This is a genomic window from Pseudomonas sp. NPDC089554, assembly GCF_050280645.1.
In the GTDB taxonomy this organism is placed as follows: Bacteria; Pseudomonadota; Gammaproteobacteria; order Pseudomonadales; family Pseudomonadaceae; genus Aquipseudomonas.
In genome coordinates, this window is record NZ_JBNNVR010000016.1 from 50,016 (window position 1) to 76,290 (window position 26,275).

The following is a 26,275-nucleotide window of genomic DNA, read 5'->3' on the forward strand; positions in this document are numbered from 1 at the left end:
GCTAATCTTGCTAATCCACTGAAGGAGCCCGCCCTATGTTCGAATCTGCACAAATCGGCCACGCCATCGACAAGGACACCTATGAGGCCGAAGTGCCTGCCCTGCGCGAGGCGCTGCTCGAAGCGCAATATGAGCTCAAGCAGCAGTCGCGCTTCCCGGTGATCATCTTGATCAACGGCATCGAAGGGGCGGGCAAGGGCGAGACGGTCAAATTGCTCAACGAGTGGATGGACCCGCGGCTGATCGAGGTGCGCACCTTCGACCAGCAGACCGACGAGGAACTGGCCCGGCCACCGGCCTGGCGCTACTGGCGCGCACTGCCGCCCAAGGGGCGCATGGGCGTGTTCTTCGGCAACTGGTACAGCCAGATGATCCAGGGCCGGGTACATGGGCAGTTCAAGGATGCCGTGCTCGACCAGGCCATCGCCGGGGCTGAACGCCTGGAGCAGATGCTGTGCGATGAAGGTGCACTGATCATCAAGTTCTGGTTCCACCTGTCCAAGAAGCAGATGAAGGCGCGGCTCAAGGCGCTCAAGGACGACCCGCTGCACAGCTGGCGCATCAGCCCGCTGGACTGGCAGCAGTCGCAGACCTACGACCGTTTCGTGCGTTTCGGCGAGCGCGTGCTGCGCCGTACGGGCCGTGACTATGCGCCCTGGCATGTGATCGAGGGCGTCGATCCGCACTACCGCAGCCTGGCGGTGGGGCGCATCTTGCTGGAGAGCCTGCAAGCGGCGTTGGACAACGACCCAAAGGGCAAGCACAAGGGCAACGTCGCGCCGCTGGGGCGCAGCATCGACCAGAAGAGCCTGCTGGGTGCGCTGGACATGACCCTGCGCCTGGACAAGGCCGACTACCAGGAGCAGTTGGTCAGCGAACAAGCGCGCCTGGCCGGGTTGCTACGCCACAAGCACATGCGCCAGCACGCCCTGGTGGCGGTGTTCGAGGGCAACGATGCTGCGGGCAAGGGTGGGGCGATTCGCCGTGTTGCCGCCGCGCTCGACCCACGCCAGTACCGCATCGTGCCGGTCGCTGCGCCCACCGAGGAAGAACGCGCCCAGCCCTACCTGTGGCGCTTCTGGCGGCACATTCCTGCGCGTGGCAAGTTCACCGTGTTCGACCGCTCTTGGTATGGCCGCGTACTGGTGGAGCGGGTGGAGGGTTTCTGCAGCCCGGCCGACTGGATGCGCGCCTATGGCGAGATCAACGACTTCGAGGAGCAGTTGAGCAACGCCGGGGTGGTGGTGGTCAAGTTCTGGCTGGCGATCGACCAGCAAACCCAGCTGGAGCGTTTCGAGGAGCGTGAGCAGATCCCCTTCAAGCGCTACAAGATCACCGAGGAAGACTGGCGCAACCGCGACAAGTGGGGTGCATATTCCGAGGCGGTGGGCGATATGGTCGACCGCACCAGCACCGAGATTTCGCCGTGGACGCTGGTGGAGGCCAACGACAAGCGCTGGGCGCGGGTGAAGGTGCTGCGCACCATCAACGATGCGCTGGAGGCGGCGTTCGCCAAGAGCAAGAAGTAGATCCGCAGTGGCCTTTTCGCGGGTTTACCCGCGAAAAGGCCAACACCGGGCGTCCTGCCTTGCTACCCATGCCCCAACAGAATGACCTGATGAAATCTTTTCCCGCATCGATCCCCCAGCCCAGCCTCTCGAGCCCTTAGAATCCCCTTACCCCCACCACGGGCTGCTATCGAGGACGCTATGCATATTTCTTCCGGACGCTGGGTCTATGGCCTGTTCCTGGCACTGTTGACCGCGCTGCTCTGGGGCATTCTGCCGATCAAGCTCAAGCAGGTGCTGCAGGTGATGGACCCGGTGACCGTCACCTGGTACCGCCTGCTGGTGTCCGGCGGGCTGCTGTTCGCCTGGCTGGCGGCCAACCGCCGCCTGCCGCGTTTCGATGGCCTGGGGCGCAAGGGCTATGGGCTGGTGGCGGTGGCCGTGTGCGGGCTGGTGGGCAACTACGTGCTGTATCTGGTAGGCCTTAAGCTGCTCAGCCCCGGTACCGCGCAACTGGTGGTGCAACTGGGGCCGGTGTTGCTGCTGGTTGCCAGCGTGTTCGTGTTCAAGGAGCGCTTCAGCCTCGGCCAGGGCGTGGGCCTGCTGGTGCTGCTGGCGGGCTTCGGGTTGTTCTTCAACCAGCGCCTGGAAGAGCTGCTGACCTCGCTGGGTGCCTATACCACTGGCGTGCTGACCATCGTCCTGGCCACCAGCATCTGGGTGTTCTACGCCTTGAGCCAGAAGCAGTTGCTGACGGTGTGGCATTCGCAGCAGGTGATGATGGTGATCTACCTGTGCTGCGCCGTGTTGCTGACACCTTGGGTGCACCCGCTGGAGGCGTTGCAGTTGAGCCCGCTGCAAGGCTGGCTGCTGCTGGCCTGCTGCCTCAACACCTTGGTGGCTTATGGTGCATTCGCCGAGGCGCTGGCCCATTGGGAGGCCTCGCGGGTCAGTGCGACCCTGGCCTTGACGCCACTGGTGACGTTCGTTGCCGTGGCACTGGCGGCCTGGATGTGGCCTGAGTTCGTGCAGGCCGAAGCGATCAACGCCCTGGGCTATGCCGGAGCGGTGACAGTGGTGCTGGGGTCGGCGCTGGTGGCGCTGGGGCCATCGCTGCTGGCCGGGTGGCGGGCCAGGCAGGCGCGGGTGGCGCAGGTTCGCTGAGCCACAGCGGCGGCCCGCGATGAGGCCGCCACTAGTTGCCGATCAGCCCTTGCCCCCCGGCGCCAGCATGTTCTCCGGCCGCACCCACTGGTCGAACTGCTCGTTGGTCAGGTACCCCAGCTCCAGTGCCGCCTCACGCAAGGTCTTGCCTTCGCTGTAGGCCTTCTTGGCGATCTCCGCCGACTTGTCGTAGCCAATATGCGGGTTGAGCGCGGTCACCAGCATCAATCCGCGCTCCAGGTGCGCAGCCATCTGCCCGGCATCCGGCTCGATGCCCGCCACGCAATGCTGCTGGAAGTTGCTGCAACCGTCGGCCAGCAGCTCGATCGACTGCAACAGGTTGTGGATGATCACCGGCTTGAACACGTTCAACTGCAAGTGCCCCTGGCTGGCCGCAAAACCGATCGCTGCATCGTTGCCCAGCACCTGGCAGGCCAGCATCGACAGGGCCTCGCACTGGGTCGGGTTGACCTTGCCCGGCATGATCGAGCTGCCCGGCTCGTTGGCCGGCAGGCGCACCTCGGCCAGCCCTGCGCGGGGGCCGGAACCCAGCAGGCGCAGGTCGTTGGCGATTTTCATCAGGGCCACGGCCAGGGTCTTCAGGGCGCCCGCCAGGCTGGTCAGCGGCTCGTGCCCGGCCAGGGCCGCGAACTTGTTCGGCGCGGTGACGAACGGCAGGCCCGACAAGGCTGCCAGCTCCGCTGCGATGGCTTCGGCAAAGCCATGCGGGGCGTTCAGCCCGGTGCCCACCGCCGTGCCGCCCTGGGCCAGCTCGCACACCGCCGGCAGGGTCGCGCGGATGGCCCGCTGGGCGTAGTCGAGCTGGGCGATGAAGGCCGAGATCTCCTGGCCGAAGGTGATTGGCGTGGCATCCATCATATGGGTGCGGCCGGTCTTGACCAGGTGCGTGTGGCGCGCCGACAGCTCCGCGAAGCCTGCCGACAGCTCGTTGATCGCCGGCAGCAGCTTGTGCTGCACCGCCTGGACCGCCGCGATGTGCATGGCGGTGGGGAAGCAGTCGTTGGAGCTTTGCGAGCGGTTGACGTGGTCGTTCGGATGCACCGGCAGCTTGCCGCCGCGGCCCTTGCCGGCCAGCTCGTTGGCGCGCCCGGCGATCACCTCGTTGACGTTCATGTTGCTCTGGGTGCCGCTGCCGGTCTGCCACACCACCAGCGGGAACTGGTCGTCGTGCTCGCCGGCCAGCACTTCGTCGGCGGCCTGTTCGATCAGCCGGGCGATGTCGGCAGGCAGGTCGCCGTTGCGGTCGTTGACCCGCGCAGCGGCTTTCTTGACCAGGGCCAGGGCGTGCAGCACCGGCAAAGGCATGCGCTCCTTGCCGATGGCGAAGTTGATCAGTGAACGCTGGGTCTGCGCGCCCCAGTAGGCGTCCTCTGGAACTTCGACCGGGCCCAGGCTGTCTGTCTCGATACGGCTCATGCTGCGTTCACTCCATAGTTAGCTCGAAACCGCAGTTTAGGCCTTGAACCGAACGAGCGGTCAACGCCCTCGTCATGCCACTTGAGCAGCGCGCCCTTGGCGGCGCAGAATGCTCTACTCTGAGGTACTCGCCTCCATCTCTTGAAGGATATGCAATGACCCGTCTCCGTGCCGTCTGCGCCGCCGTTGCCCTGGTTTGTGCCAGCGGCCAGGTACTCGCTGCCACCCCTAGCCACAACGCTGCCGCCGAGAAGTTCCTGACCCTGGCCAATGCCGACAAGCTGGGCACCCCGGTGTACATGCAGGTTCAGCAGATGTTCGCCCAGCGTTTCGAGCAGACCAAGGCGCCGGCCAACAAGAAGGCCGTGCTCGACAGCTACACCGCCAAGGCCAACGCTGCCCTGGACAACGCCATCGGCTGGAACAAGCTCAAGCCGCAGATGGTCAACCTGTACACCGCGACCTTCACCGAGGCCGAGCTGAACGAGCTGGTCAAGTTCTACCAGTCGCCGCTGGGCAAGAAGGTGCTGAGCGAGATGCCCAAGGTCACTCAACAGTCGGCCCAGCTGACCCAGCAGAGCCTGGAACCGGCGGTTCCTGTGGTCAACAAGCTGCTCGACGACATGACCAAGGAACTCGACCCGAACGCTGGCAAGGCCGCCGCTCCAGCGAAGAAGTGAGCCCGCACCCATGAGCATGCAGCAACGCATCGAGCAGCAACTGGCACCCCTCAATGGTGGGCACCTCGAAGTGCTCAACGAAAGCCACATGCACAGCCGTGGCCAGGAAACCCACTACAAGGCGGTGCTGGTCAGCGAGCAGTTCGCTGGGCTGAACAGCGTCAAGCGCCACCAGAAGGTGTACGCGACCATGGGTGAGCTGATGGGGCAGATCCACGCCCTGGCGATCCATACCTACACCCCCGAGGAGTGGGCCCAGGTCGGTGCTGCACCGGCCTCGCCGGTGTGTGCCGGAGGCGGCAAGCACTGAATCCTTGCCGGCATTCTGGTAAACTGCATAACGCGCCGCCTGTCGGCGCGTTTTTATTTGTCATTCCGGTTCGCCCTTTGCGAGGGCACCCACCTGGAGAAACACCTGCATGTCCCAAAGCATCGTCGTGGCGGCGCTGTACAAGTTCGTCACCCTTGAAGACTACGTCGAGCTGCGCGAGCCGCTGCTCAAGGCCCTGCTCGACAACAACGTCAAAGGCACCCTGCTGCTGGCCCATGAGGGCATCAACGGCACGGTTTCCGGCACCCGCGAAGGCATCGACGGCCTGCTGGCCTGGCTGCGCAACGACCCGCGCCTGGTCGATGTCGACCATAAAGAGTCGTACTGCGACGAGCAGCCGTTCTACCGCACCAAGGTCAAGCTCAAGAAAGAGATCGTCACCCTCGGCGTGCCGGGCGTCGACCCCAACCAGCAAGTGGGCACCTATGTAGAGCCCAAGGACTGGAACGCCCTGATCAGCGACCCTGAGGTGCTGCTGATCGACACCCGCAACGACTACGAAGTGGCCATCGGCACCTTCAAGGGCGCTGTCGACCCGAAGACCGAGACCTTCCGCGAGTTTCCCGAGTACATCAAGGCCCACTTCGACCCCAGCAAGCACAAGAAGGTGGCGATGTTCTGCACCGGCGGCATCCGCTGCGAAAAAGCCTCCAGCTACATGCTCGGTGAAGGCTTCGAGGAGGTCTATCATCTTAAGGGCGGCATCCTGAAATACTTCGAGGAAGTGCCTCAGGAACAAAGCCTCTGGGACGGCGACTGCTTCGTCTTCGACAACCGGGTCACGGTGCGTCATGACCTTACCGAAGGCGACTACGACCAGTGCCATGCCTGCCGCCACCCGATCGATGCCGATGACCGTGCGTCCGAGCACTACTCGCCAGGCGTCAGCTGCCCGCACTGCTGGGACAGCCTGAGCGAGAAGACCCGCCGCAGTGCCATCGACCGGCAGAAGCAGGTCGAGCTGGCCAAGGCCCGCAACCTGCCGCACCCGATCGGCTACAACTACAAAGCCGAGGCCTGATGCATGACTGCACGCCTGCTCTATGTGATGGACCCGATGTGCTCCTGGTGCTGGGGTTTCGCGCCGGTGGCCGAGGCGCTCATCGCCCAGGCGCGTGAGGCCGGGGTGCAGACGCACCTGGTGGTCGGCGGCTTGCGCAGTGGTAACACTGCCTTGGATGCTTCTACACGGCGCTACATCCTCGAGCATTGGCAGGCGGTGGCTGAGGCTACCGGGCAGGCGTTTCGCTTCGAAGGGGCGATGCCGGAAGGCTTCGTCTACGACACCGAGCCTGCCTGCCGTGCCCTGGTCGCCGCGCGTGATGGCGGCGAAGGCGTATGGCGCCTGCTGGCGGCGATCCAGCAAGCGTTCTACGAGCAGGGTGTGGATGTCACTCGCGCCCCGCAGTTGGTCGAGCTGGCCGAGCAGGCCGGTTTCGACCGCAGTACGTTCGCCGATACCTTCGCTCATCCGGACACCCGCGCCGCGACGGCGGCAGATTTCACCTGGGTACAAGACCTGGGCATTGCCGGTTTCCCCACCTTGCTCGCCGAGCGCAATGGCCAGCTGGCGTTGCTGACCAATGGCTACCAGCCGTTGGAGCGCCTGCAACCCTTGCTCGGCCGCTGGTTGCAGCAGGCCGCCTGTGCTTGACCTGCCGGGGTCGCCAGACCCTGTGCCAGGGAACTCCCCCGCCGTGCCCGACCGCCTGAGCTGGGCCGAGATCCGCCGTCTGGCCCTGCATCACAAGAAAGCCCTGTGGACCGCCAACCTGGTGGCCGTGCTCGCGGCCCTGTGCAGCGTGCCTATTCCGCTGCTGCTGCCATTGCTGGTAGACGAGGTGCTGCTGGGGCACGGCGATGCCGCACTGAAGTGGATGAACCAGTTCCTGCCGAGCCACTGGCAGCAGGCGGTGGGCTATATCGGCCTGATGCTGGTCGCCACCCTCAGCCTGCGCCTGACCTCGCTGGTCATGAGTGTGGTGCAGGCCAAACTGTTCGCGGGGCTGGCCAAGGACATCGTCTACCGTCTGCGGATTCGCCTGATCGAACGCCTCAAGCGCATTTCCCTCAAGGAATATGAAAGCCTGGGCAGTGGCACGGTGACCACGCACCTGGTCACCGACCTCGATACCCTGGACAAATTCGTCGGCGAAACCCTCAGCCGCTTGCTGGTCGCGGTGCTGACCCTGACCGGCACGGCGGCCATCCTGCTGTGGATGCACTGGCAGCTGGCGCTGCTGATCCTGCTGTTCAACCCGCTGGTGGTGTACTTCACCGTGCAGATGGGCAAGCGGGTCAAGCACCTGAAAAAACTGGAGAACGACAGCACCGGGCGCTTCACCCAGGCGCTGACTGAAACCCTCGATGCTATCCAGGAGATTCGCGCCGGTAACCGCCAGGGCTATTTCCTCGGGCGCCTGGGGCTGCGCGCGCGCGAAGTACGTGACCATGCCGTGGCCTCGCAGTGGAAAAGCGATGCCAGCGGACGCGCCAGTGGCCTGTTGTTCCAGTTCGGCATCGACATCTTCCGCGCCGCCGCCATGCTTACCGTGCTGTTCTCGGACCTGTCCATCGGCCAGATGCTCGCGGTGTTCAGCTACCTGTGGTTCATGATGGGGCCGGTAGAACAACTGCTGAACCTGCAATACGCCTACTATGCCGCCGGTGGTGCGCTCAGCCGCCTCAACGAGCTGCTCAGCCGCGCCGACGAGCCGCGCTATGCAGCAGCCTGCGACCCGTTCGTCGGGCGTGAGACGGTGGGCATCGACGTGCGCGACCTGCGCTTCGCCTATGCCGAGGAGCCGGTACTGGAGCACCTGGACCTGTGCATCGCCCCCGGCGAGAAAGTCGCCATCGTCGGCGCCAGTGGTGGTGGCAAGAGCACCCTGGTGCAACTGCTGCTGGGCTTGTACAGCGCCCAGGCCGGCACCATCCGCTTCGGCGGCGCCAGCTTGCAGGAAATCGGCCTGGAAACCCTGCGCGAGAACGTCGCGGTGGTGCTACAGCACCCTGCACTGTTCAACGACACGGTGCGCGCCAACCTCACCATGGGCCGCGAAAGCACCGACGAAGCCTGCTGGCAGGCGCTGCGCATCGCCCAGCTCGAAGCCACCATCGCCGCGTTGCCCCAAGGCCTGGACAGCGTGGTCGGGCGCGCCGGGGTGCGTCTGTCGGGTGGCCAGCGCCAGCGCCTGGCAATCGCCCGGATGATCCTCGCCGAACCGAAGGTGGTGATCCTCGACGAAGCCACCTCGGCGCTCGACGCCGCCACCGAGTACAACCTTCACCAAGCCCTGTCGCGCTTTCTCAGTGGGCGCACCACGCTGATCATCGCCCACCGTCTCTCGGCCGTGAAACAGGCCGACCGCGTGCTGGTGTTCGATGGCGGCCATGTCGCCGAGGATGGCGGCCACCAGCAACTGATCGCCGAAGGCGGCCTCTACGCCAAACTGTACGGGCACCTGCAACAGTCCTAGCGTGCCGTTCTGTGCGGCGCTGCCATCGCGGGACGAGCCCTTCCCACAGGATCGTTTCAGCTTTTGATGCGTCGCTAAAAAGCCTACGCACTCATGGCAAATGGCCTACGCTGAGCTTGTCTGGGTCGAATCGTGGCATATCCGCTCTGTGACAGGGACTACATGAAGGGAAATCGGGCTCTCGAGGCGCCAAGGTTGCTAGGCATCATCTGGCCCTTCGTCGCGGTGGTGGTGTTGCAGGTGCTGCTGGGCAGCATCAGCCTGTATTCGCTTTCGGCAATGCGCGCCTACGTGGCAGGCGAGAGCCTGTGGTCCAAGGCCCAGAAGGACGCCATCTACTACCTCAACCTGTACGCCGACGACCGCGACGAGCGCACCTTCCAGCGTTACCGCCAGGCCATCGACGTGCCCAAGGGCGACCAAGGCCTGCGCATTGCCCTGGATAAGCCGGAGCCCGACCTTGAAGCGGCGCGACGCGGCATTCTGCAGGGCGGCAACCACCCCAACGACGTCAACCGGATCATCTGGTTCTATCGCAACTTCCGCCAGGTCAGCTACTTCCAGACCGCCATCGACTACTGGGATATCGGCGACGAATACCTGCGCCAGCTGGATGTGCTGGCCGTGGAGATGCGCCACGGTTTCTCCCAAGGCTCGGTCGACCCCAGCCAGATCGCGCAGTGGCGCGCGCGCATCGTCGCCATCAACGATGGCGTGACGCCCGCTGCCAAGGCCTTCAGCGATGCGCTGGGCGAAGGCTCGCGCGTACTGTTGCTGGTGCTGATGGTGACCAATTTGTTCACAGCACTGTTCCTGATCGCCCTGGCCTGGTGGCGTTCCGGCAAGTTGCTGGCGCAACGTCAAGCGTTCGCCAGCGCCCTGCAACAGGAGCGCGAGCGGGCGCAGATCACCTTGGAGTCGATTGGCGACGCGGTGATTACCACCGATGTCGAAGGCTGCATCGTCTACATGAACCCTGCCGCCGAGCAATTGACCCATTGGCAGGGCATCCAGGCCCAAGGGTTGCCGCTGGCGTCGCTGTTCAGCCTGCTGGACGAGAACGCCGAGAAAGACAGCCGCACGCTGGTGGAACAGGTGCTCAGCGGCAGCCTCAAGGGCGGTGTCGAACATGCCCGGCTGATTCAGCGCCTGGACGGCAGCACGGTCTCGGTGAACCTGGTGGGCTCGTCGATCTTCACCAACGGGCAGGTCAGCGGCATCGTCCTGGCGTTGCACGACATGACCCAGGAGCGCCAGTACATCGCCAACCTGTCCTGGCAGGCCACCCACGATGCCTTGACCGGCCTGGCCAACCGCCGCGAGTTCGAGTTGCGCCTGGAGCAGGCGCTCAACACCCTGGCGCGCCAAGGCTCGCGGCATTCGCTGATGTTCCTCGACCTGGACCAGTTCAAGCTGGTCAACGACACCTGTGGCCACGCGGCGGGCGATGAGTTGCTGCGCCATATCTGCGCGGTGTTGCAGTCCGGGCTGCGCGAGGGCGATACCCTGGCGCGGCTGGGCGGCGACGAGTTCGGCGTACTGCTGGAAAATTGCCCCGCCGACCAGGCCGAGCGCATCGCCGAGCATCTGCGCCAGACCGTGCAGAGCCTGCACTTCGTGTGGAAGGGGCGGCCGTTCGTGACCACCGTGAGCATTGGCCTGGTGCACATCGCGCAGTCGCCCGGCACCCTGGAGGCTTCACTGCGGGCCGCCGACATGGCGTGCTACATGGCCAAGGAGAAAGGCCGCAATCGCGTGCAGGTGTACCACGCCGACGACAGCGAGTTGTCGATGCGCTTCGGTGAGATGGCCTGGATTCAGCGCCTGCACGTGGCGCTCGAAGAAAACCGTTTCTGCCTCTACGCCCAGGAAATCGCCGCGCTCAAACCCGACATGGGCCCAGGCCACCTGGAAATCCTGCTGCGGCTGCATGACGAGACCGGTCGCACGATCCTGCCCGACAGTTTCATTCCAGCCGCCGAGCGCTATGGCCTGATGACCGCCCTGGACCGCTGGGTGGTGCGCAATGTTTTCCAGGTGATTCGCCAATGCCTGGACGAAGGGCGTGAGGGGCCGCTGGCCATGTGCGCGATCAACCTCTCCGGCACCAGCATCGGCGATGACAAGTTCCTGGAATACTTGCAACGGCTGTTTGGCGAATACCGCATTCCGCCGCGCATGATTTGTTTCGAAATAACCGAGACCAGTGCTATCGCCAACTTGGGAAGCGCGATTCGCTTTATTAATGAATTGAAAGGGCTGGGTTGCAAGTTCTCCCTGGACGACTTCTGCGCCGGAATGTCGTCATTCGCCTATTTGAAACATTTGCCTGTAGACTTCCTGAAGATCGACGGAAGTTTCGTGAAAGATATGCTTGATGACCCGATTAACCGAGCTATGGTTGAGGTGATTAATCATATTGGTCATGTGATGGGTAAAAGGACCATCGCCGAGTTCGTCGAAACACCTTTGATCGAGCAGGCCTTGCAGGAGATCGGCGTGGATTACGCCCAGGGCTACCTGATCGAAAGGCCGCAGGTATTCACCTGCGATAGCCTGCAGCGCCAACGGATTGCCGCCAGGCCCCTGCCACACAGGGCGCCAGGGACCTTTCGCTGACATAACGTCGGCATATCACAGGGAATCAAGGAGCTGACAGTGAGCGATGCATTCATAAGGATCGGGCCATTGATGGACCCTGCCAGTTACCCCGACTGGGCGCAGCAACTGATCGAAGATTGTCGTGAGAGCAAGCGCCGGGTCGTCGAGCACGAGTTCTACCAGCGGTTGCGCGACGGCCAACTCAAGCCCACGACGATTCGCCAATACTTGATTGGTGGCTGGCCGGTGGTGGAGCAGTTTTCTTTATATATGGCCCAGAACCTCACCAAGACCCGCTACGCCCGCCACGCCGGCGAGGACATGGCACGGCGCTGGCTGATGCGCAACATTCGCGTCGAGTTGAACCACGCCGACTACTGGGTGCATTGGGCCCAGGCCCACGGCATTCACCCACACGAGTTGCAGGCCCAGGATGTACCGCCGGAGCTCAATGGCCTGAATGACTGGTGTTGGCGGGTATGCGCCACCGAGTCGCTGGCGATTGCCATGGCGGCTACCAACTATGCCATCGAAGGTGCGACCGGCGAGTGGTCGGCGGTGGTCTGCGCCGAAGATACCTATGCCCAGGGCTTCCCCGAGGAAACCCGCAAGCGCGCGATGAAGTGGCTGAAGATGCACGCCCAGTACGACGATGCCCACCCGTGGGAGGCGCTGGAGATCATCTGCACATTGGTGGGTGAGAACCCTACATTGTTGTTGCGCCGTGAGCTGCGCAAGGCAGTGTGCAAGAGCTATGACTGCATGTTCCTGTTCCTGGAACGCTGCATGCAAATGGAAGGGCGCAACCAGGGGCGGCAGCGTCCGGCGTTGGCGGCGGGTTGATCTGGACCGGCCTCTTCGCGCCGATCCGCCGCGAAGAGGCCGGTAGGCCTGCGCAAAACTTACTGCGCGTTGAACGCCTGCCCATTCACCCCAGTGCTGTCCGGCCCCATCAGGTACAGGTACACCGGCATGATGTCTTCGGGCAGCGGGTTGTTCTGCGGGTTCTCGCTGGGGTAGGCCTGGGCGCGCATGGCGGTGCGGGTGGCACCTGGGTTGACGCTGTTGGAGCGCACTGGCGCTACCCCCTCCAGTTCGTCGGCCAGGGTCTGCATCAGCCCTTCGGTGGCGAACTTCGACACGCCATAGGCGCCCCAATAGGCCCGGCCCTTGCGCCCTACGCTCGATGAGGTGAACACCACGGACGCATCCTGCGACAGCTTGAGCAGCGGCAACAGGGTGCTGGTGAGCATGAACATGGCGTTGACGTTGATGTGCATCACGCGCATGAAATTGTCGCCCGACAACTGTTCCAGCGGCGTGCGTGGCCCGATGATCGAGGCGTTGTTGAGCAGGCCGTCGAGGCGGCCGAACTGTTCCTCGATCATCACCGCCAGTTCGTCGTATTGGTGGGGCAGGGCGGTTTCCAGGTTGAACGGGATCACCACCGGTTGCGCGTGGCCGGCGGCCTCGATCTGGTCGTAGACCTCGTTGAGGTTAGCTTCGGTCTTGCCCAGCAGCAGTACCGTGGCGCCCAGGGCGGCATAGGCCTTGGCGGCCGCAGCACCGATGCCGCGGCCGGCACCGGTGACCAGGATGACCCGACCCTTGAGCAGGTCGGGGCGGGCGGTGTAGTCGAACATTGCTAAATCCCTGTCAGTGGGGGCTGTCCATTGGTGCTCAGCAGCCGCACAGCGCGCTGTCGATGACTTTGCGCAGTTCCAGCGGGTGGTCCACCACCACGTCGGCGCCCCAGTGGTTGGGGTTGTCCTCTGGATGAATATAGCCGTAGCGCACCGCCGCCGTGCGCGTGCCTGCGTCGCGGCCCGACTCGATGTCACGCAGGTCGTCGCCCACGAACAGTACGCTGGCCGGGTCCAGGTCCAGGGTCTTGCAGGCCAGGATCAACGGTTCAGGGTCGGGTTTGCTGTTCTTCACGTGGTCCGGGCAGATCAGCAGCGCCGAGCGCTCCGCCAGGCCCAGGCGCTGCATGATCGGCTCGGCGAAACGCACTGGTTTGTTGGTGACCACGCCCCACAACAGGTTGCCTTTCTCGATGTCGGCCAAAAGCTCCGCCATGCCGTCGAACAGGCGGCTGTGCACCGCGCAGTCGCGCTGGTAGCGCTCGAGGAATTCCAGGCGTAGGGCCTCGAAGCCTTCTTCGTCGGGGCTCATGTCGAAGGTCTGCGCGACCATCGCCCGGGCACCGCCGGAAATCACATCGCGGATACGCTTGTCGTCGATGGCCGGCAGGCCGCGCTCGGCGAGCATCGCCTGGCAGATGGCGATGAAGTCCGGCGCCGTGTCGAGCAAGGTGCCGTCCATGTCGAAGAGTACTGCTCGCAAGCGCATGCTCATTCCTCGCGCAGGGTCTGGATCATGTAGTTGACGTCGACGTCGCTCGCCAGCTTGTAGTGCTTGGTCAGCGGGTTGTAGGTCAGGCCGATGATGTCCTTCACCTCGAGGCCCGCAGCGCGGCTCCAGGCGCCCAGCTCGGATGGGCGGATGAATTTCTTGAAGTCATGGGTGCCGCGCGGGAGCATCTTGAGGATGTATTCGGCACCGATGATGGCCAGCAGGTAGGCCTTGGGGTTGCGGTTGATGGTCGAGAAGAACACCTGCCCCCCCGGCTTGACCAGGCGGTGGCAGGCGCGGATCACCGACGAGGGGTCGGGTACGTGCTCGAGCATCTCAAGGCAGGTGACCACGTCGAATTGCCCCGGCAGTTCCTCGGCCAGCGCCTCGGCGGTGATCTGCCGGTACTCCACTTCCACACCCGACTCCAGCTGGTGCAGTTGGGCGACTGCCAGCGGCGCCTCGCCCATGTCGATGCCGGTCACCGTGGCGCCGCGCAGGGCCATGGCCTCACTGAGGATGCCGCCGCCGCAGCCGACGTCCAGTACCTTCTTGCCGGCCAGGCTGACGCGCTCGTCGATCCAGTTGACGCGCAGCGGGTTGATGTCATGCAGTGGCTTGAACTCGCTCTCGCGGTCCCACCAGCGATGGGCCAGGGCCTCGAACTTGGCGATTTCGGCGTGGTCGACGTTGCTCATTGAACAATCCCTCTGAAACTTCGATGAAAGGTGCTACAGGCGCCAGCGCGAGCTGGCTGCCAGTTATTCTTTGCCCGCGCGGATGCGGGCGCCCCAGGTGCGGGCGGTGTCGATCAGGGCCTGCTCGTCCATGCGCGTCAGGCGCCGCTCGTCGAGCAGATGCTCGCCGCCGACCCAGGCATGCCGCGTGCATTCGCGGCCCGTGGCGTAGACCAGTTGCGAAACCGGGTCGTGCACCGGTTGCTGGGCCAGGCCGGACAAGTCGAAAGCGACGATATCTGCCGCCTTGCCGACCTCCAGCGAGCCGGTGACCGCCTCCAGGCCCAGGGCCCGGGCGCCGTTCAGGGTGGCCATGCGCAGCGCGCGGTGGGCATCCAGTGCGGTGGCCGAGCCTGCAACGGCCTTGGCCAGCAGTGCCGCCGTGCGGGTTTCGCCCAGCAGGTCGAGGTCGTTGTTGCTGGCAGCGCCGTCGGTGCCTACCGCGACGTTGACACCGGCCTGCCACAGGCGCTCGACCGGGCAGAAACCGCTGGCCAGCTTGAGGTTGGACTCCGGGCAGTGCACCACGCTGGTGTTGCTTTCTACCAGCAGGGCCAGGTCGTCGTCGCTGATTTGCGTCATGTGCACCGCTTGCAGGCGTGGGCCCAGCAGGCCAAGGCGCGCCAGCCGCATCAAGGGCCGCTCGCCATGTTCTGCAACGGCTTGCTCGACCTCGTGGGCGGTCTCATGGATGTGCATGTGCAGCGGCGCGTCGAGCTGGTCGGCGATCACCCGGATCTTCTCCAGGTTCTCGTCGTTCACCGTGTACGGCGCGTGCGGGCCCAGGGCGATGCTGATGCGTGGATGGTGGCGCAGGTCGCCGAACAGTTCGATGGCCAGGTTCAGGCCTTCTTCCGGGGTGCGCGCGCCGGGGATGGGGAAGTCCAGCAGCGGCACGGAAATTTGCGCGCGAATGCCGCTGCGGTGCACTCGGTCGCAGGCTTCGCGGGGGAAGAAGTACATGTCGGCGAAGCAGGTGACGCCGCCCTTGAGCTGCTCGGCGATGGCAAGGTCGGTGCCGTCGCGCACGAAGGCTTCGTCGACCCAGCGGCCCTCGGCCGGCCAGATGTGTTCCTGCAGCCAGGTCATCAGCGGCAAGTCGTCGGCAAGCCCGCGGAACAAGGTCATCGCGGCATGGCCGTGGGCGTTGATCAGCCCGGGGGTCAGCACGCAGTCGGGCAGTTCACGGATTTCGGCGGCCTGCGGCGCCTGTTCGCGTGGGCCGACCCAGGCGATCAGGCCATCGCGGATGCCCAGTGCGTGATCCTTCAGCACTACCCCGGCCGGCTCCACGGGCACCAACCAGGTCGGTACGAGCAGCAAGTCGAGGGGGTTGGCAGCGTTGGGCATGCGGTATTTCCTACTTCCTATAGGCGGAACGCGCAGTATACCCGAGCGCCCGCGGCTGGGGCTCGCTATAATCGACCGCTTTTGAATGGCCAATGACGGGGAGAGGCAATGCGCGAGCGACTTTTGGCGGCGGAGAAGGTGACAGGCATCCAGTGGCGGGATGGCACCTTGCATCTGCTCGACCAGCGCCTGCTGCCTGCCCGCGAGCACTGGCTGGCCTGCGCCGACGTGGCCTCGGTGGTCGAGGCGATTCGCAGCATGGCCGTGCGCGGCGCTTCGGCCATTGGCATCGCCGCTGCCTATGGCCTGGTGCTCGCCGCGCGCCAGCGCCTGGCCGAGGGCGATGATTGGGAGTACGCGCTGGAGGAGGATTTCCTGGCGCTGGCCGAGTCGCGGCCTACCGCCGCCAACCTGTTCTGGTCGCTGAACCGCATGCGGGAGCGTCTACAGCGCCTGCGTGATGGCGAAGGCGCCGTGGCTGCGCTGGAGGCCGAGGCGCTGGCGATTCATGAAAGCGACCGTGAAGCCAACCTGACCATGGCCCAGTACGGCATCGAGCTGATCCGCAAGCACCAGGGCAATGAGCAGACCCTGCTCACCTATGGCAATGCCGGCGCCCTGGCCAGTGGTGGTTTCGGCACAGCCTTGGGTGTCGTGCGGGCGGCGTACCTGGAAGGCATGGTCCAGCGCGTCTATGCCGGGGAAACACGGCCTTGGTTGCAAGGTTCGCGGCTGACCGGCTGGGAGCTGGCGCATGAGGGGGTTCCCGTCACTTTGTGCGCAGATTCCGCGCTGGCGCACCTGATGAAGACCAAAGGCATCACCTGGGTAGTGGTTGGCGCCGATTGCATTGCCGCCAATGGCGATGTGGTCGGCAAGATCGGCACTTACCAGATGGCCGTTGCCGCCATGCACCACGGCGTGCGCTTCATGGTGGTGGCGCCGAGCACCAGCATCGACCTGAACCTGGCCACGGGCGAGGATATTCCGTTGGAAGAACGCGATGCCGGTGAGCTGTTGGAAGTGGCAGGTACCCGGGTCGCAGCGGATGTCGAAGTGTTCAATACGGTCTTCGATGTGACTCCGGCAGACCTTGTCGATGTTATCGTGACCGAGCGCGGCGTAATCGAGCGGCCTGATGCCGCCAAGATCGCCCAGCTGGTGTGTCGCAAACGCTTGCATTGAGGGTGTGCAGGGGGTGTCGGCGTCTTACATGAACAGCACATTTTTCCGCTCCAGCGGCATCCTGCCCTATCTCCCACGCCCCCAGCCTTTGTGATACCATCCGACAGTTTCCAAGGCCGCGCTTTGCAGCGGCCTTCATTGCGCAGATCCATGGCTCAACTCATTGATTTGTCGTATGTCGTCGCATGGCCAAGCGCTGCGGCGGCGAGCTTCGTTCGTCCACCGATGGATACGACGGAGTTTCACCAGAAAAAGGAATCAGGCTTCTCATGGGCGAACTGGCCAAAGAAATCCTCCCGGTCAATATCGAAGACGAACTGAGACAGTCCTACCTCGACTACGCGATGAGCGTGATTGTCGGGCGAGCGCTGCCTGATGCACGTGATGGCTTGAAGCCTGTGCACCGTCGTGTCCTGTACGCGATGAGCGAGCTGGGCAACGACTGGAACAAGCCGTACAAGAAGTCCGCCCGTGTGGTCGGTGACGTCATCGGTAAATACCACCCGCACGGCGATACTGCCGTGTACGACACCATCGTGCGCATGGCCCAGCCATTCTCGCTGCGCTACCTGCTGGTCGACGGCCAGGGCAACTTCGGTTCGGTCGACGGCGACAACGCCGCGGCCATGCGATACACCGAAGTGCGCATGACCAAGCTGGCCCACGAGCTGCTGGCCGACTTGCACAAGGAAACCGTCGACTGGGTGCCCAACTACGACGGCACCGAGCAGATCCCGGCGGTCATGCCGACCAAGATCCCCAACCTGCTGGTCAACGGTTCCAGCGGTATCGCCGTGGGCATGGCGACCAACATCCCGCCGCACAACCTGGGCGAGGTGATCGACGGCTGCCTGGCATTGATCGACAACGCCGAGATCACCGTCGATGAGCTGATGCAGTTCATCCCGGGCCCGGATTTCCCGACTGCCGGCCAAATCAATGGCCGCCAGGGCATCATCGATGCCTATCGCACTGGCCGTGGCCGCATCTATATGCGTGCCCGCTCCGAGATCGAGGACATCGACAAGGTCGGCGGTCGCCAGCAGATCGTCGTCACCGAGCTGCCGTACCAGCTGAACAAGGCGCGGCTGATCGAGAAGATCGCCGAGCTGGTCAAAGAGAAGAAGATCGAAGGCATCACCGAGCTGCGCGACGAGTCCGACAAGGACGGCATGCGCATCGTCATCGAGCTGCGTCGCGGCGAGGTGCCGGAGGTGGTGCTCAACAACCTGTACTCGCAGACCCAGCTGCAAAGCGTGTTCGGTATCAACATCGTCGCCCTGATCGATGGCCGTCCGCGTCTGCTCAACCTCAAGGACCTGCTCGAAGCGTTCGTCCGTCACCGCCGCGAAGTGGTGACCCGTCGCACCGTGTTCGAGCTGCGCAAGGCCCGCGAGCGTGGCCATATCCTTGAAGGCCAGGCGGTCGCGCTGTCGAACATCGACCCGGTCATCGCCCTGATCAAGGCTTCGCCGACCCCGTCGGAAGCCAAGGAAGCCCTGGTCAGCACGCCTTGGGAATCCAGTGCCGTGCAGGTCATGGTCGAGCGCGCTGGCGCCGACTCCTGCCGTCCGGAAGACCTGCCTGAGCAATACGGCCTGCGTGAAGGCAAGTATTACCTGTCGCCGGAGCAGGCCCAGGCCATCCTCGACCTGCGTCTGCACCGCCTCACGGGCCTGGAGCACGAGAAGCTGCTGGCCGAGTACCAGGAAATCCTCGAGCAGATCGGCGAACTGATCCGCATCCTGAGCAGCGCCGAGCGCCTGATGGAAGTGATCCGCGAGGAACTCGAAGCGATCCGCGCCGAATATGGCGACGTGCGTCGTACCGAAATCCTCAACGCCAGCCACGACCTCAACTACGGCGACATGATCCCGGAAGAAGAGCGCGTGGTGACCATCTCCCATGGTGGCTATGCCAAGACTCAGCCGCTGTCCGCCTACCAGGCCCAGCGCCGTGGCGGCAAGGGCAAGTCGGCCACTGGCGTGAAGGACGAGGACTACATCGAGCACCTGCTGGTCGCCAACAGCCACGCCACCCTGCTGCTGTTCTCCAGCAAGGGCAAGGTGTACTGGAAGAAGACCTACGAAATTCCGGAGGCCTCTCGCGCCGCCCGTGGTCGCCCGCTGGTCAACCTGCTGCCATTGGAAGAGGGCGAGCGCATCACCGCGATGCTGCAAATCGACCTCGAAGCCCTGCAGCAGAGCGCCGATCTCGATGAGGACATCGACGAAGCCGACGACGCCGTGCTCGAGGGTGAGCTGGTCGAGGCCGAGGAAATCGACGAAGAAGACGGCGATACCCCTGAGTGGGTGGCCGAGCCAACTGGCGCCTACATCTTCATGGCTACCGCCTCCGGGACCGTGAAGAAGACCCCGCTGGTGCAGTTCGCCCGTCCGCGCTCCAACGGCCTGATCGCCCTGAAGCTCAAGGAGGGTGACACCCTGATCGCTGCCGCCATCACCGATGGCGCCAAGGAAGTCATGATGTTCTCCGACGCCGGCAAGGTGATCCGCTTCGCCGAGAGCGTGGTACGTGAAATGGGCCGTAACGCCCGTGGCGTGCGTGGCATGAAGCTGGGCAAGGGCCAGCGCATCATCTCGATGCTCATTCCCGAGTCCGGCGCGCAGATCCTCACTGCCTCCGAGCGTGGTTTCGGCAAGCGCACGCCGCTGTCGAAGTTCCCGCGTCGCGGCCGTGGTGGCCAGGGCGTCATCGCCATGGGTACCAAGGGGCGCAATGGCTTGCTGATCGGCGCCATCCAGGTGCAGGAAGGCGAGGAGATCATGCTGATTTCCGACCAGGGCACCTTGGTGCGTACACGGGTCGGCGAAGTCTCCAGCCTCAGCCGCAACACCCAGGGCGTTACCCTGATCAAGCTGGCCAGCGACGAGACCCTGGTGGGCCTGGAGCGTATCCAGGAGCCTTCCGAGGAAGTCGATGACGGCATCGAGACGGACGAGGAGGGCGTCGAGATCGGCGCCATCGAGCCGCTCGATGACGACAGCGGTGCCGCTGAAGAGGCACCTCAGGAATAAACAGCGCAACAACCCTGGCGGGGCGACCATTTGGTCGCCCCGCTGACTGAATAGAGCAGAGCGAGAGTGGATGTGAGCAAACGAGCCTTTAACTTCTGCGCAGGCCCTGCTGCGCTTCCCGACGCTGTCCTGCAGCGTGCCCAGGCCGAAATGCTGGACTGGCGTGGCAAGGGCTTGTCCGTGATGGAAATGAGCCACCGTGGCGACGACTACGTGGCGATCGCCGAAAAGGCCGAGCAGGACCTGCGCGACCTGCTGTCCATTCCCTCTAACTACAAGGTGCTGTTCCTCCAGGGCGGCGCCAGCCAGCAGTTCGCTGAAATTCCGCTGAACCTGCTGCCCGAAGATGGCACCGCCGACTACATCGAGACCGGTATCTGGTCGAAGAAGGCCATCGAGGAAGGTCGTCGTTTCGGCAACATCAACGCTGCCGCCAGCGCCAAGCCTTACGACTACCTGGCCATCCCTGGCCAGAACGAGTGGCAACTGACCAAGAACGCGGCCTACGTGCACTATGCGTCCAACGAGACCATCGGTGGTCTGCAGTTCGACTGGGTGCCGCAGACCGGTGACGTGCCGCTGGTGGTCGACATGTCTTCCGACATTCTCTCGCGGCCGATCGATGTGTCGCAGTTCGGCCTGATCTACGCCGGCGCGCAGAAGAACATCGGCCCTAGCGGCCTGGTGGTGGTGATCGTTCGCGAAGACCTGCTCGGCCACGCTCGCAGTAGCTGCCCAACCATGCTCGACTACAAAGTCTCCGCCGACAACGGCTCGATGTACAACACCCCGGCCACCTATTCCTGGTACCTCTCGGGCCTGGTGTTCGAGTGGCTCAAGGAGCAGGGTGGCGTCGAGGCCATGGAGCAGCGCAACCGCGCGAAGAAAGACCGCCTGTATGGTTTCATCGACAGCAGCGCGTTCTACACCAACCCGATCAACCACAACGCTCGCTCCTGGATGAACGTGCCGTTCCGCTTGGCCGACGAGCGCCTGGACAAGGCCTTCCTGGCCGGCGCCGGTGAGCGTGGCTTGCTCAACCTCAAGGGGCATCGTTCGGTGGGCGGCATGCGCGCCTCCATCTACAACGCCCTGGGCCTGGACGCCGTGGAGGCCCTGGTGGCGTACATGGCTGAGTTCGAGAAGGAGCGCGGCTGATGTCCGAACACGAGCTCAAGGCGCTGCGCGTACGTATCGACAGCCTCGATGAGAAGATTCTCGAGTTGATCAGCGAGCGTGCCCGCTGCGCCCAGGAAGTGGCGAGGGTCAAGACCGCGACCCTCGCTGAAGGCGAGAAGCCGGTGTTCTACCGCCCAGAGCGCGAAGCTGCGGTGCTCAAGCGCGTGATGGAGCGCAACAAGGGGCCGCTGGACAATGAAGAGATGGCGCGGCTGTTCCGCGAAATCATGTCGTCCTGCCTGGCGCTGGAAGAGCCGCTGAAAGTCGCCTACCTCGGCCCGGAGGGTACTTTCACCCAGGCTGCGGCCATGAAGCACTTCGGCCATGCAGTGGTCAGCCGCCCGATGGCGGCTATCGACGAAGTGTTCCGTGAAGTGGCGGCTGGCGCCGTCAACTTCGGCGTGGTGCCGGTGGAAAACTCCACCGAAGGCGCCGTCAGCCACACCCTCGACAGCTTCCTCGAGCACGACATGGTGATCTGCGGCGAGGTGGAGTTGCGTATCCACCACCACCTGCTGGTGGGCGAGAACACCAAGACCGACAGCATCACCCGCATCTACTCCCATGCCCAGTCCCTGGCCCAGTGCCGCAAGTGGCTGGATGCCCACTACCCGAACGTCGAGCGCGTGGCGGTATCGAGCAACGCCGAGGCGGCCAAGCGCGTGAAGGGTGAGTGGAATTCGGCGGCCATCGCCGGCGACATGGCAGCCAACCTGTACGAGTTGACTCGCCTTGCCGAGAAGATCGAGGACCGCCCGGACAACTCCACGCGCTTCTTGATGATCGGCAACCAGGAAGTGCCGCCAACTGGCGATGACAAGACCTCGATCATCGTTTCCATGAGCAACAAGCCGGGTGCGCTGCACGAGCTGCTGGTGCCATTCCACGAGAACGGCATCGACCTCACCCGCATCGAGACCCGCCCGTCGCGCAGCGGTAAATGGACCTACGTGTTCTTCATCGACTTCGTCGGCCATCACCGCGACCCGCTGATCAAGGCGGTGCTGGAAAAGATCAGCCAGGAGGCGGTGGCGCTCAAGGTGTTGGGTTCCTATCCGAAGGCGGTGCTTTGATCCGAGCCCATGAGGGCTCACACACTGTCTTGATTTCTGAACAGGGTTCGCACTCGTGGTAGATGCCGTAACAAACAAAACTGCGCCGATCATCGACCGCCTGGTCGTGGTCGGCCTTGGCCTGATCGGCGGCTCGTTCGCCAAGGGCCTGCGCGAAAGTGGCCTGTGCCGTGAGGTGGTGGGTGTCGACCTCGATGCCCAGTCGCGCAAGCAGGCGGTCGTGCTGGGCGTGGTCGACCGCTGCGAGGAAGATCTCGCGGCGGCCTGCGTAGGGGCTGACGTTATCCAGTTGGCGGTGCCGATCCTGGCGATGGAAAAGCTGCTGGCGCGCCTGGCCCAGCTTGACCTGGGCGATGCGATCATCACCGACGTCGGCAGCGCCAAGGGCAATGTGGTGCGCGCTGCGCGCGAAGCCTTTGCCGCACGCCTGCCACGCTTCGTGCCGGGACACCCGATCGCGGGTTCCGAGCAGAGTGGGGTGGAGGCTTCCAACGCCGCGCTGTTCCGCCGCCATAAAGTCATCCTTACGCCACTGGCGGAAACCGACCCGGCTGCGCTGGCGTTGGTCGATCGCTTGTGGCGTGCGCTCGAGGCCGATGTCGAGCACATGCCGGTAGAGCGCCATGACGAGGTATTGGCTGCTACCAGCCATTTGCCGCACCTGCTGGCCTTTGGCCTGGTCGACTCCTTGGCCAAGCGCAATGAAAACCTGGAAATCTTCCGGTACGCTGCGGGGGGCTTTCGCGATTTCACGAGAATCGCCGGTAGCGACCCGATCATGTGGCACGACATCTTCCTCGCCAACCGCGAAGCTGTCCTGCGCACGCTGGATACATTTCGCAGCGATCTCGACGCCTTGCGCGATGCGGTCGATGCTGGGGACGGGCACCAACTGCTGGGTGTTTTCACCCGCGCCCGGGTGGCCCGAGAGCATTTCAGTAAAATCCTGGCCCGTCGGGCCTATGTGGACGCTATGAACGCCAACGACCTGATTTTCCTGGCCCAACCTGGTGGCCGCGTGTCCGGACGGATTCGCGTACCGGGCGACAAATCGATTTCCCACCGCTCGATCATGCTCGGCTCGCTGGCCGAAGGCGTCACCGAGGTGGAAGGTTTCCTCGAAGGCGAGGACGCCCTGGCGACCCTCCAGGCCTTTCGTGACATGGGCGTGGTCATCGAAGGCCCGCACCATGGCCGCGTGACTATCCATGGCGTCGGCCTGCATGGTCTGAAGCCGCCGCCTGGGCCGCTGTACGTCGGCAACTCCGGCACCTCCATGCGCTTGTTGTCCGGCCTGTTGGCGGCCCAGCCGTTCGACACCACCATGACCGGCGATGCCTCGCTGTCCAAGCGTCCGATGAACCGAGTGGCCAACCCGCTGCGCGAAATGGGCGCGGTGGTCGAGACGGGCCCGGACGGGCGTCCGCCGCTGACCATCCGTGGCGGCCACAAGCTCAAGGCGCTGAACTACACGCTGCCGATGGCCAGTGCCCAGGTCAAATCCTGCCTGCTGCTGGCAGGCCTGTACGCCGAAGGCACCACCACCGTCATCGAGCCTACACCGACCCGTGACCACACCGAGCGTATGCTGCGAGGTTTTGGCTACGCGGTGGAGTCGAACGGCCCGGTTGCCTCGCTCAAGGCGGGTGGCAAGCTGAGCGCAACCCGTATCGAAGTGCCAGCGGACATTTCCTCCTCGGCCTTCTTCCTGGTCGCGGCGTCCATCGCTGCAGAAGGTTCGGAGCTGGTGCTGGAGCATGTCGGTATCAACCCGACCCGTACCGGGGTGATCGACATCCTGCGCCTGATGGGCGGCGATATCACCCTGGAAAACCAGCGTGAAGTCGGCGGCGAGCCGGTGGCCGATCTGCGCGTGCGTGCGGCCAAGCTCAAGGGTATCGAGATTCCCGAGCACTTGGTGCCGTTGGCCATCGACGAATTCCCTGTGCTGTTCGTCGCCGCGGCCTGCGCCGAAGGGCGTACTGTGCTGCGTGGTGCCGAAGAGCTGCGGGTCAAGGAATCCGATCGCATCCAGGTCATGACCGATGGCCTGATCGCCCTGGGCGTGAAATGCGAGCCGACCCCGGATGGCATCATCATCGACGGTGGCCAGATCGGCGGCGGTGAAGTGCATGGCCATGGCGACCACCGCATCTCGATGGCCTTCAGCATCGCCTCGCTGCGCGCCAGTGCGCCGATCCGCATCCATGATTGCGCCAACGTCGCCACCTCTTTCCCTAACTTCCTGGCATTGTGCGCTGAAGTTGGGGTTAACGTGGCTGAAGAGGGCAAGTCGTGAATATGCTAGCGCCGGTCATCACCATTGATGGGCCGAGCGGCTCGGGCAAGGGCACCGTCGCTGGCCTGCTGGCGCGCGAACTGGGTTGGCGCCTGCTGGATTCTGGCGCGCTGTATCGCCTGCTGGCCTTTGCCGCCAGCAATCACGGTGTCGACCTGACCAACGAAGAGCTGCTCAAGGCCCTGGCTGCCCATCTGGATGTGCAGTTCATCGCGGCTGAGCCCGGTAAGCTGCAACAAATCATTCTTGAGGGCGAGGATGTCAGCAACGTCATCCGCACCGAGACTGTCGGTGCTGGCGCCTCGATGGTGGCCTCGCTGCCTGCGGTGCGCGAGGCGCTGTTGCAGCGTCAGCGTGCGTTCCGCGAAGCGCCAGGGCTGATTGCCGATGGCCGGGACATGGGCACAGTGGTGTTCCCGGATGCACCCTTGAAGGTATTCCTCACCGCCAGTGCAGAGGAACGCGCTCGACGCCGTTATTTGCAGTTGAAGGGCAAGGGTGAAGATGTTAGTCTGGCGAGTCTGCTGGATGAGATACGTGCACGCGATGAGCGTGACACCCAGCGTACGGTGGCCCCGCTGAAACCAGCGGCCGATGCCATCCAGCTGGACTCCACCGAGTTGTCCATCGAGCAGGTGTTGCAACGTATCAGGAGCGAGCTCGCCCAGCGCGATCTGCTCTGATAACCAGGAAAGCAGGCAAGGTCACCAGTCAACGTCTTGCCCGCGTTCCTTTATATGAACGAAACCCACATTGTCTGGAATGTGGCTGTGGGCGGTTCAATCGCCCGAATCAACAGGAATTAAAATGAGCGAAAGCTTTGCAGAACTCTTTGAAGAAAGCCTGAAAACCCTCAATCTTCAGCCGGGTGCAATCATCACCGGTATCGTTGTCGACATCGACGGCGACTGGGTTACCGTACACGCTGGCCTGAAGTCCGAGGGTGTCATCCCGCTCGAGCAGTTCTACAACGAAGCTGGCGAACTGACCATCAAGGTCGGTGACGAAGTTCACGTTGCGCTGGACGCGGTAGAAGACGGCTTTGGCGAAACCAAACTGTCCCGTGAAAAAGCCAAGCGCGCCGAGTGCTGGATTGTTCTGGAAGCAGCTTTCGCCGCCGAAGAAGTGGTCAAGGGCGTTATCAACGGTAAGGTTAAGGGCGGCTTCACTGTCGACGTTAACGGCATCCGTGCGTTCCTGCCGGGCTCCCTGGTTGATGTCCGCCCTGTGCGCGACACCACCCACCTGGAAGGCAAAGAGCTGGAATTCAAGGTCATCAAGCTGGACCAGAAGCGCAACAACGTTGTCGTTTCCCGTCGCAGCGTGCTGGAAGCCGAGAACAGCGCCGAGCGCGAAGCCCTGCTGGAAACCCTGCAGGAAGGCCAACAGGTCAAAGGTATCGTCAAGAACCTCACCGACTACGGCGCCTTCGTGGACCTGGGCGGCATCGACGGCCTGCTGCACATCACCGACATGGCCTGGAAGCGCATCAAGCACCCGTCGGAAATCGTCAACGTTGGTGACGAAGTCGACGTTCGCGTCCTGAAGTTCGACCGTGAGCGCAACCGCGTTTCCCTGGGTCTGAAGCAGATGGGCGAAGATCCGTGGGTTGCTATCACCGCTCGCTACCCAGAAGGTACTCGTGTTACCGCTCGCGTCACCAACCTGACCGACTACGGCTGCTTCGCCGAGCTGGAAGAGGGTGTCGAAGGCCTGGTACACGTTTCCGAAATGGACTGGACCAACAAGAACATCCACCCGTCGAAAGTCGTTCAGGTTGGCGACGAAGTGGAAGTCATGGTTCAGCTCGCGCTGGGCATTGGCGAAACCCTGGTGGCGCACCACGCTGACGAAGATGC

General features: G+C 63.8%; 21 protein-coding genes. 16 read left to right on the forward strand and 5 right to left on the reverse strand.

Going from position 1 to position 26,275, the window contains the following annotated elements:
• Window positions 1-35: 35 nt before the first annotated feature.
• Together pap and ACQKPE_RS07620 are read left to right on the forward strand one after the other, a co-directional pair.
• A complete protein-coding gene (pap, locus tag ACQKPE_RS07615; RefSeq protein ID WP_427664608.1) occupies window positions 36-1,529 on the forward strand; it encodes a polyphosphate:AMP phosphotransferase in 1,494 nt (497 codons plus the stop codon).
• A 180-nt stretch (window positions 1,530-1,709) separates the two neighbouring features.
• Window positions 1,710-2,672, forward strand: coding sequence for a DMT family transporter (locus ACQKPE_RS07620; protein WP_427664610.1), 963 nt, complete (start codon window positions 1,710-1,712; stop codon window positions 2,670-2,672).
• Between the two features lie 42 nt (window positions 2,673-2,714).
• Here ACQKPE_RS07620 and ACQKPE_RS07625 read toward each other — a convergent pair whose 3' ends face one another.
• Window positions 2,715-4,109: a class II fumarate hydratase gene (locus ACQKPE_RS07625; RefSeq protein WP_427664611.1), complete on the reverse strand. Its 1,395-nt coding sequence runs from the start codon at window positions 4,107-4,109 to the stop codon at window positions 2,715-2,717.
• A 155-nt stretch (window positions 4,110-4,264) separates the two neighbouring features.
• On the opposite strand from ACQKPE_RS07625, the gene ACQKPE_RS07630 reads away from it, so the two are divergent.
• From ACQKPE_RS07630 to ACQKPE_RS07660, 7 genes are all read left to right on the forward strand, one after another.
• On the forward strand, window positions 4,265-4,789 hold the full coding sequence (locus tag ACQKPE_RS07630; protein ID WP_427664612.1) for a DUF2059 domain-containing protein: 525 nt from the start codon (window positions 4,265-4,267) through the stop codon (window positions 4,787-4,789).
• Between the two features lie 10 nt (window positions 4,790-4,799).
• Complete coding sequence (locus ACQKPE_RS07635) at window positions 4,800-5,099, forward strand: BolA family protein (protein ID WP_427664614.1); 300 nt, start codon at window positions 4,800-4,802, stop codon at window positions 5,097-5,099.
• A 109-nt stretch (window positions 5,100-5,208) separates the two neighbouring features.
• Window positions 5,209-6,141 (forward strand): rhodanese-related sulfurtransferase, encoded by a 933-nt coding sequence (locus ACQKPE_RS07640; protein ID WP_427664616.1) that lies wholly within the window; start codon window positions 5,209-5,211, stop codon window positions 6,139-6,141.
• A gap of 3 nt (window positions 6,142-6,144) precedes the next feature.
• On the forward strand, window positions 6,145-6,774 hold the full coding sequence (locus ACQKPE_RS07645) for a DsbA family protein (protein WP_427664618.1): 630 nt from the start codon (window positions 6,145-6,147) through the stop codon (window positions 6,772-6,774).
• The gene (locus ACQKPE_RS07650; protein ID WP_427664620.1) at window positions 6,767-8,599 is read left to right on the forward strand and encodes an ABC transporter ATP-binding protein; all 1,833 of its coding nucleotides are present in this window, start codon (window positions 6,767-6,769) and stop codon (window positions 8,597-8,599) included. The genes ACQKPE_RS07645 and ACQKPE_RS07650 overlap by 8 nt, the downstream gene beginning before the upstream one ends.
• A gap of 162 nt (window positions 8,600-8,761) precedes the next feature.
• Complete coding sequence (locus ACQKPE_RS07655) at window positions 8,762-11,218, forward strand: EAL domain-containing protein (protein WP_427664622.1); 2,457 nt, start codon at window positions 8,762-8,764, stop codon at window positions 11,216-11,218.
• Between the two features lie 39 nt (window positions 11,219-11,257).
• Window positions 11,258-12,043, forward strand: coding sequence for a TenA family transcriptional regulator (locus tag ACQKPE_RS07660; protein ID WP_427664623.1), 786 nt, complete (start codon window positions 11,258-11,260; stop codon window positions 12,041-12,043).
• 59 nt (window positions 12,044-12,102) lie between these two features.
• On the opposite strand, the gene ACQKPE_RS07665 is transcribed toward ACQKPE_RS07660, so the two are convergent.
• The 4 genes from ACQKPE_RS07665 to ACQKPE_RS07680 form a co-directional block, all read right to left on the reverse strand.
• Window positions 12,103-12,843: a YciK family oxidoreductase gene (locus ACQKPE_RS07665; protein WP_427664625.1), complete on the reverse strand. Its 741-nt coding sequence runs from the start codon at window positions 12,841-12,843 to the stop codon at window positions 12,103-12,105.
• A gap of 37 nt (window positions 12,844-12,880) precedes the next feature.
• Window positions 12,881-13,552, reverse strand: coding sequence for an N-acetylmuramic acid 6-phosphate phosphatase MupP (gene mupP / locus ACQKPE_RS07670; RefSeq protein WP_427664627.1), 672 nt, complete (start codon window positions 13,550-13,552; stop codon window positions 12,881-12,883).
• A gap of 2 nt (window positions 13,553-13,554) precedes the next feature.
• Window positions 13,555-14,253 (reverse strand): bifunctional 2-polyprenyl-6-hydroxyphenol methylase/3-demethylubiquinol 3-O-methyltransferase UbiG, encoded by a 699-nt coding sequence (gene ubiG, locus ACQKPE_RS07675; RefSeq protein WP_427664628.1) that lies wholly within the window; start codon window positions 14,251-14,253, stop codon window positions 13,555-13,557.
• A 63-nt stretch (window positions 14,254-14,316) separates the two neighbouring features.
• Window positions 14,317-15,642 (reverse strand): TRZ/ATZ family hydrolase, encoded by a 1,326-nt coding sequence (locus ACQKPE_RS07680; protein ID WP_427664630.1) that lies wholly within the window; start codon window positions 15,640-15,642, stop codon window positions 14,317-14,319.
• A 108-nt stretch (window positions 15,643-15,750) separates the two neighbouring features.
• Here ACQKPE_RS07680 and mtnA point away from each other — a divergent pair, with 108 nt between their 5' ends.
• From mtnA to ACQKPE_RS07715, 7 genes are all read left to right on the forward strand, one after another.
• On the forward strand, window positions 15,751-16,827 hold the full coding sequence (gene mtnA / locus ACQKPE_RS07685) for an S-methyl-5-thioribose-1-phosphate isomerase (RefSeq protein ID WP_427664632.1): 1,077 nt from the start codon (window positions 15,751-15,753) through the stop codon (window positions 16,825-16,827).
• Between the two features lie 269 nt (window positions 16,828-17,096).
• On the forward strand, window positions 17,097-19,865 hold the full coding sequence (gene gyrA / locus ACQKPE_RS07690; protein ID WP_427664634.1) for a DNA gyrase subunit A: 2,769 nt from the start codon (window positions 17,097-17,099) through the stop codon (window positions 19,863-19,865).
• 72 nt (window positions 19,866-19,937) lie between these two features.
• A complete protein-coding gene (gene serC / locus ACQKPE_RS07695) occupies window positions 19,938-21,023 on the forward strand; it encodes a 3-phosphoserine/phosphohydroxythreonine transaminase (RefSeq protein WP_427664636.1) in 1,086 nt (361 codons plus the stop codon).
• On the forward strand, window positions 21,023-22,117 hold the full coding sequence (gene pheA / locus ACQKPE_RS07700; protein ID WP_427664637.1) for a prephenate dehydratase: 1,095 nt from the start codon (window positions 21,023-21,025) through the stop codon (window positions 22,115-22,117). Before serC ends, pheA begins: the two co-directional genes overlap by 1 nt.
• Before the next feature lie 88 nt (window positions 22,118-22,205).
• The gene (locus ACQKPE_RS07705) at window positions 22,206-24,416 is read left to right on the forward strand and encodes a bifunctional prephenate dehydrogenase/3-phosphoshikimate 1-carboxyvinyltransferase (protein ID WP_427664641.1); all 2,211 of its coding nucleotides are present in this window, start codon (window positions 22,206-22,208) and stop codon (window positions 24,414-24,416) included.
• Window positions 24,417-24,418: 2 nt separating this feature from the next.
• Window positions 24,419-25,099 (forward strand): (d)CMP kinase, encoded by a 681-nt coding sequence (cmk, locus tag ACQKPE_RS07710; RefSeq protein WP_427664643.1) that lies wholly within the window; start codon window positions 24,419-24,421, stop codon window positions 25,097-25,099.
• A gap of 124 nt (window positions 25,100-25,223) precedes the next feature.
• Window positions 25,224-26,275: 30S ribosomal protein S1 (locus ACQKPE_RS07715; RefSeq protein ID WP_427664638.1), on the forward strand; the 1,052-nt coding region annotated here is incomplete at its 3' end.

Coding starts and splice junctions, on each gene's coding strand:
- ACQKPE_RS07630 (WP_427664612.1), top strand. CDS start 4,265: ATGACCCGTCTCCGTGCCGTCTGCGCCGCCGTTGCCCTGGTTTGTGCC.
- ACQKPE_RS07645 (WP_427664618.1), top strand. CDS start 6,145: ATGACTGCACGCCTGCTCTATGTGATGGACCCGATGTGCTCCTGGTGC.
- ACQKPE_RS07620 (WP_427664610.1), top strand. CDS start 1,710: ATGCATATTTCTTCCGGACGCTGGGTCTATGGCCTGTTCCTGGCACTG.
- ACQKPE_RS07680 (WP_427664630.1), bottom strand. CDS start 15,642: ATGCCCAACGCTGCCAACCCCCTCGACTTGCTGCTCGTACCGACCTGG.
- ubiG (WP_427664628.1), bottom strand. CDS start 14,253: ATGAGCAACGTCGACCACGCCGAAATCGCCAAGTTCGAGGCCCTGGCC.
- ACQKPE_RS07665 (WP_427664625.1), bottom strand. CDS start 12,843: ATGTTCGACTACACCGCCCGCCCCGACCTGCTCAAGGGTCGGGTCATC.
- pheA (WP_427664637.1), top strand. CDS start 21,023: ATGTCCGAACACGAGCTCAAGGCGCTGCGCGTACGTATCGACAGCCTC.
- ACQKPE_RS07625 (WP_427664611.1), bottom strand. CDS start 4,109: ATGAGCCGTATCGAGACAGACAGCCTGGGCCCGGTCGAAGTTCCAGAG.
- pap (WP_427664608.1), top strand. CDS start 36: ATGTTCGAATCTGCACAAATCGGCCACGCCATCGACAAGGACACCTAT.
- mupP (WP_427664627.1), bottom strand. CDS start 13,552: ATGCGCTTGCGAGCAGTACTCTTCGACATGGACGGCACCTTGCTCGAC.
- cmk (WP_427664643.1), top strand. CDS start 24,419: ATGCTAGCGCCGGTCATCACCATTGATGGGCCGAGCGGCTCGGGCAAG.
- gyrA (WP_427664634.1), top strand. CDS start 17,097: ATGGGCGAACTGGCCAAAGAAATCCTCCCGGTCAATATCGAAGACGAA.
- ACQKPE_RS07655 (WP_427664622.1), top strand. CDS start 8,762: ATGAAGGGAAATCGGGCTCTCGAGGCGCCAAGGTTGCTAGGCATCATC.
- mtnA (WP_427664632.1), top strand. CDS start 15,751: ATGCGCGAGCGACTTTTGGCGGCGGAGAAGGTGACAGGCATCCAGTGG.
- ACQKPE_RS07635 (WP_427664614.1), top strand. CDS start 4,800: ATGAGCATGCAGCAACGCATCGAGCAGCAACTGGCACCCCTCAATGGT.
- ACQKPE_RS07640 (WP_427664616.1), top strand. CDS start 5,209: ATGTCCCAAAGCATCGTCGTGGCGGCGCTGTACAAGTTCGTCACCCTT.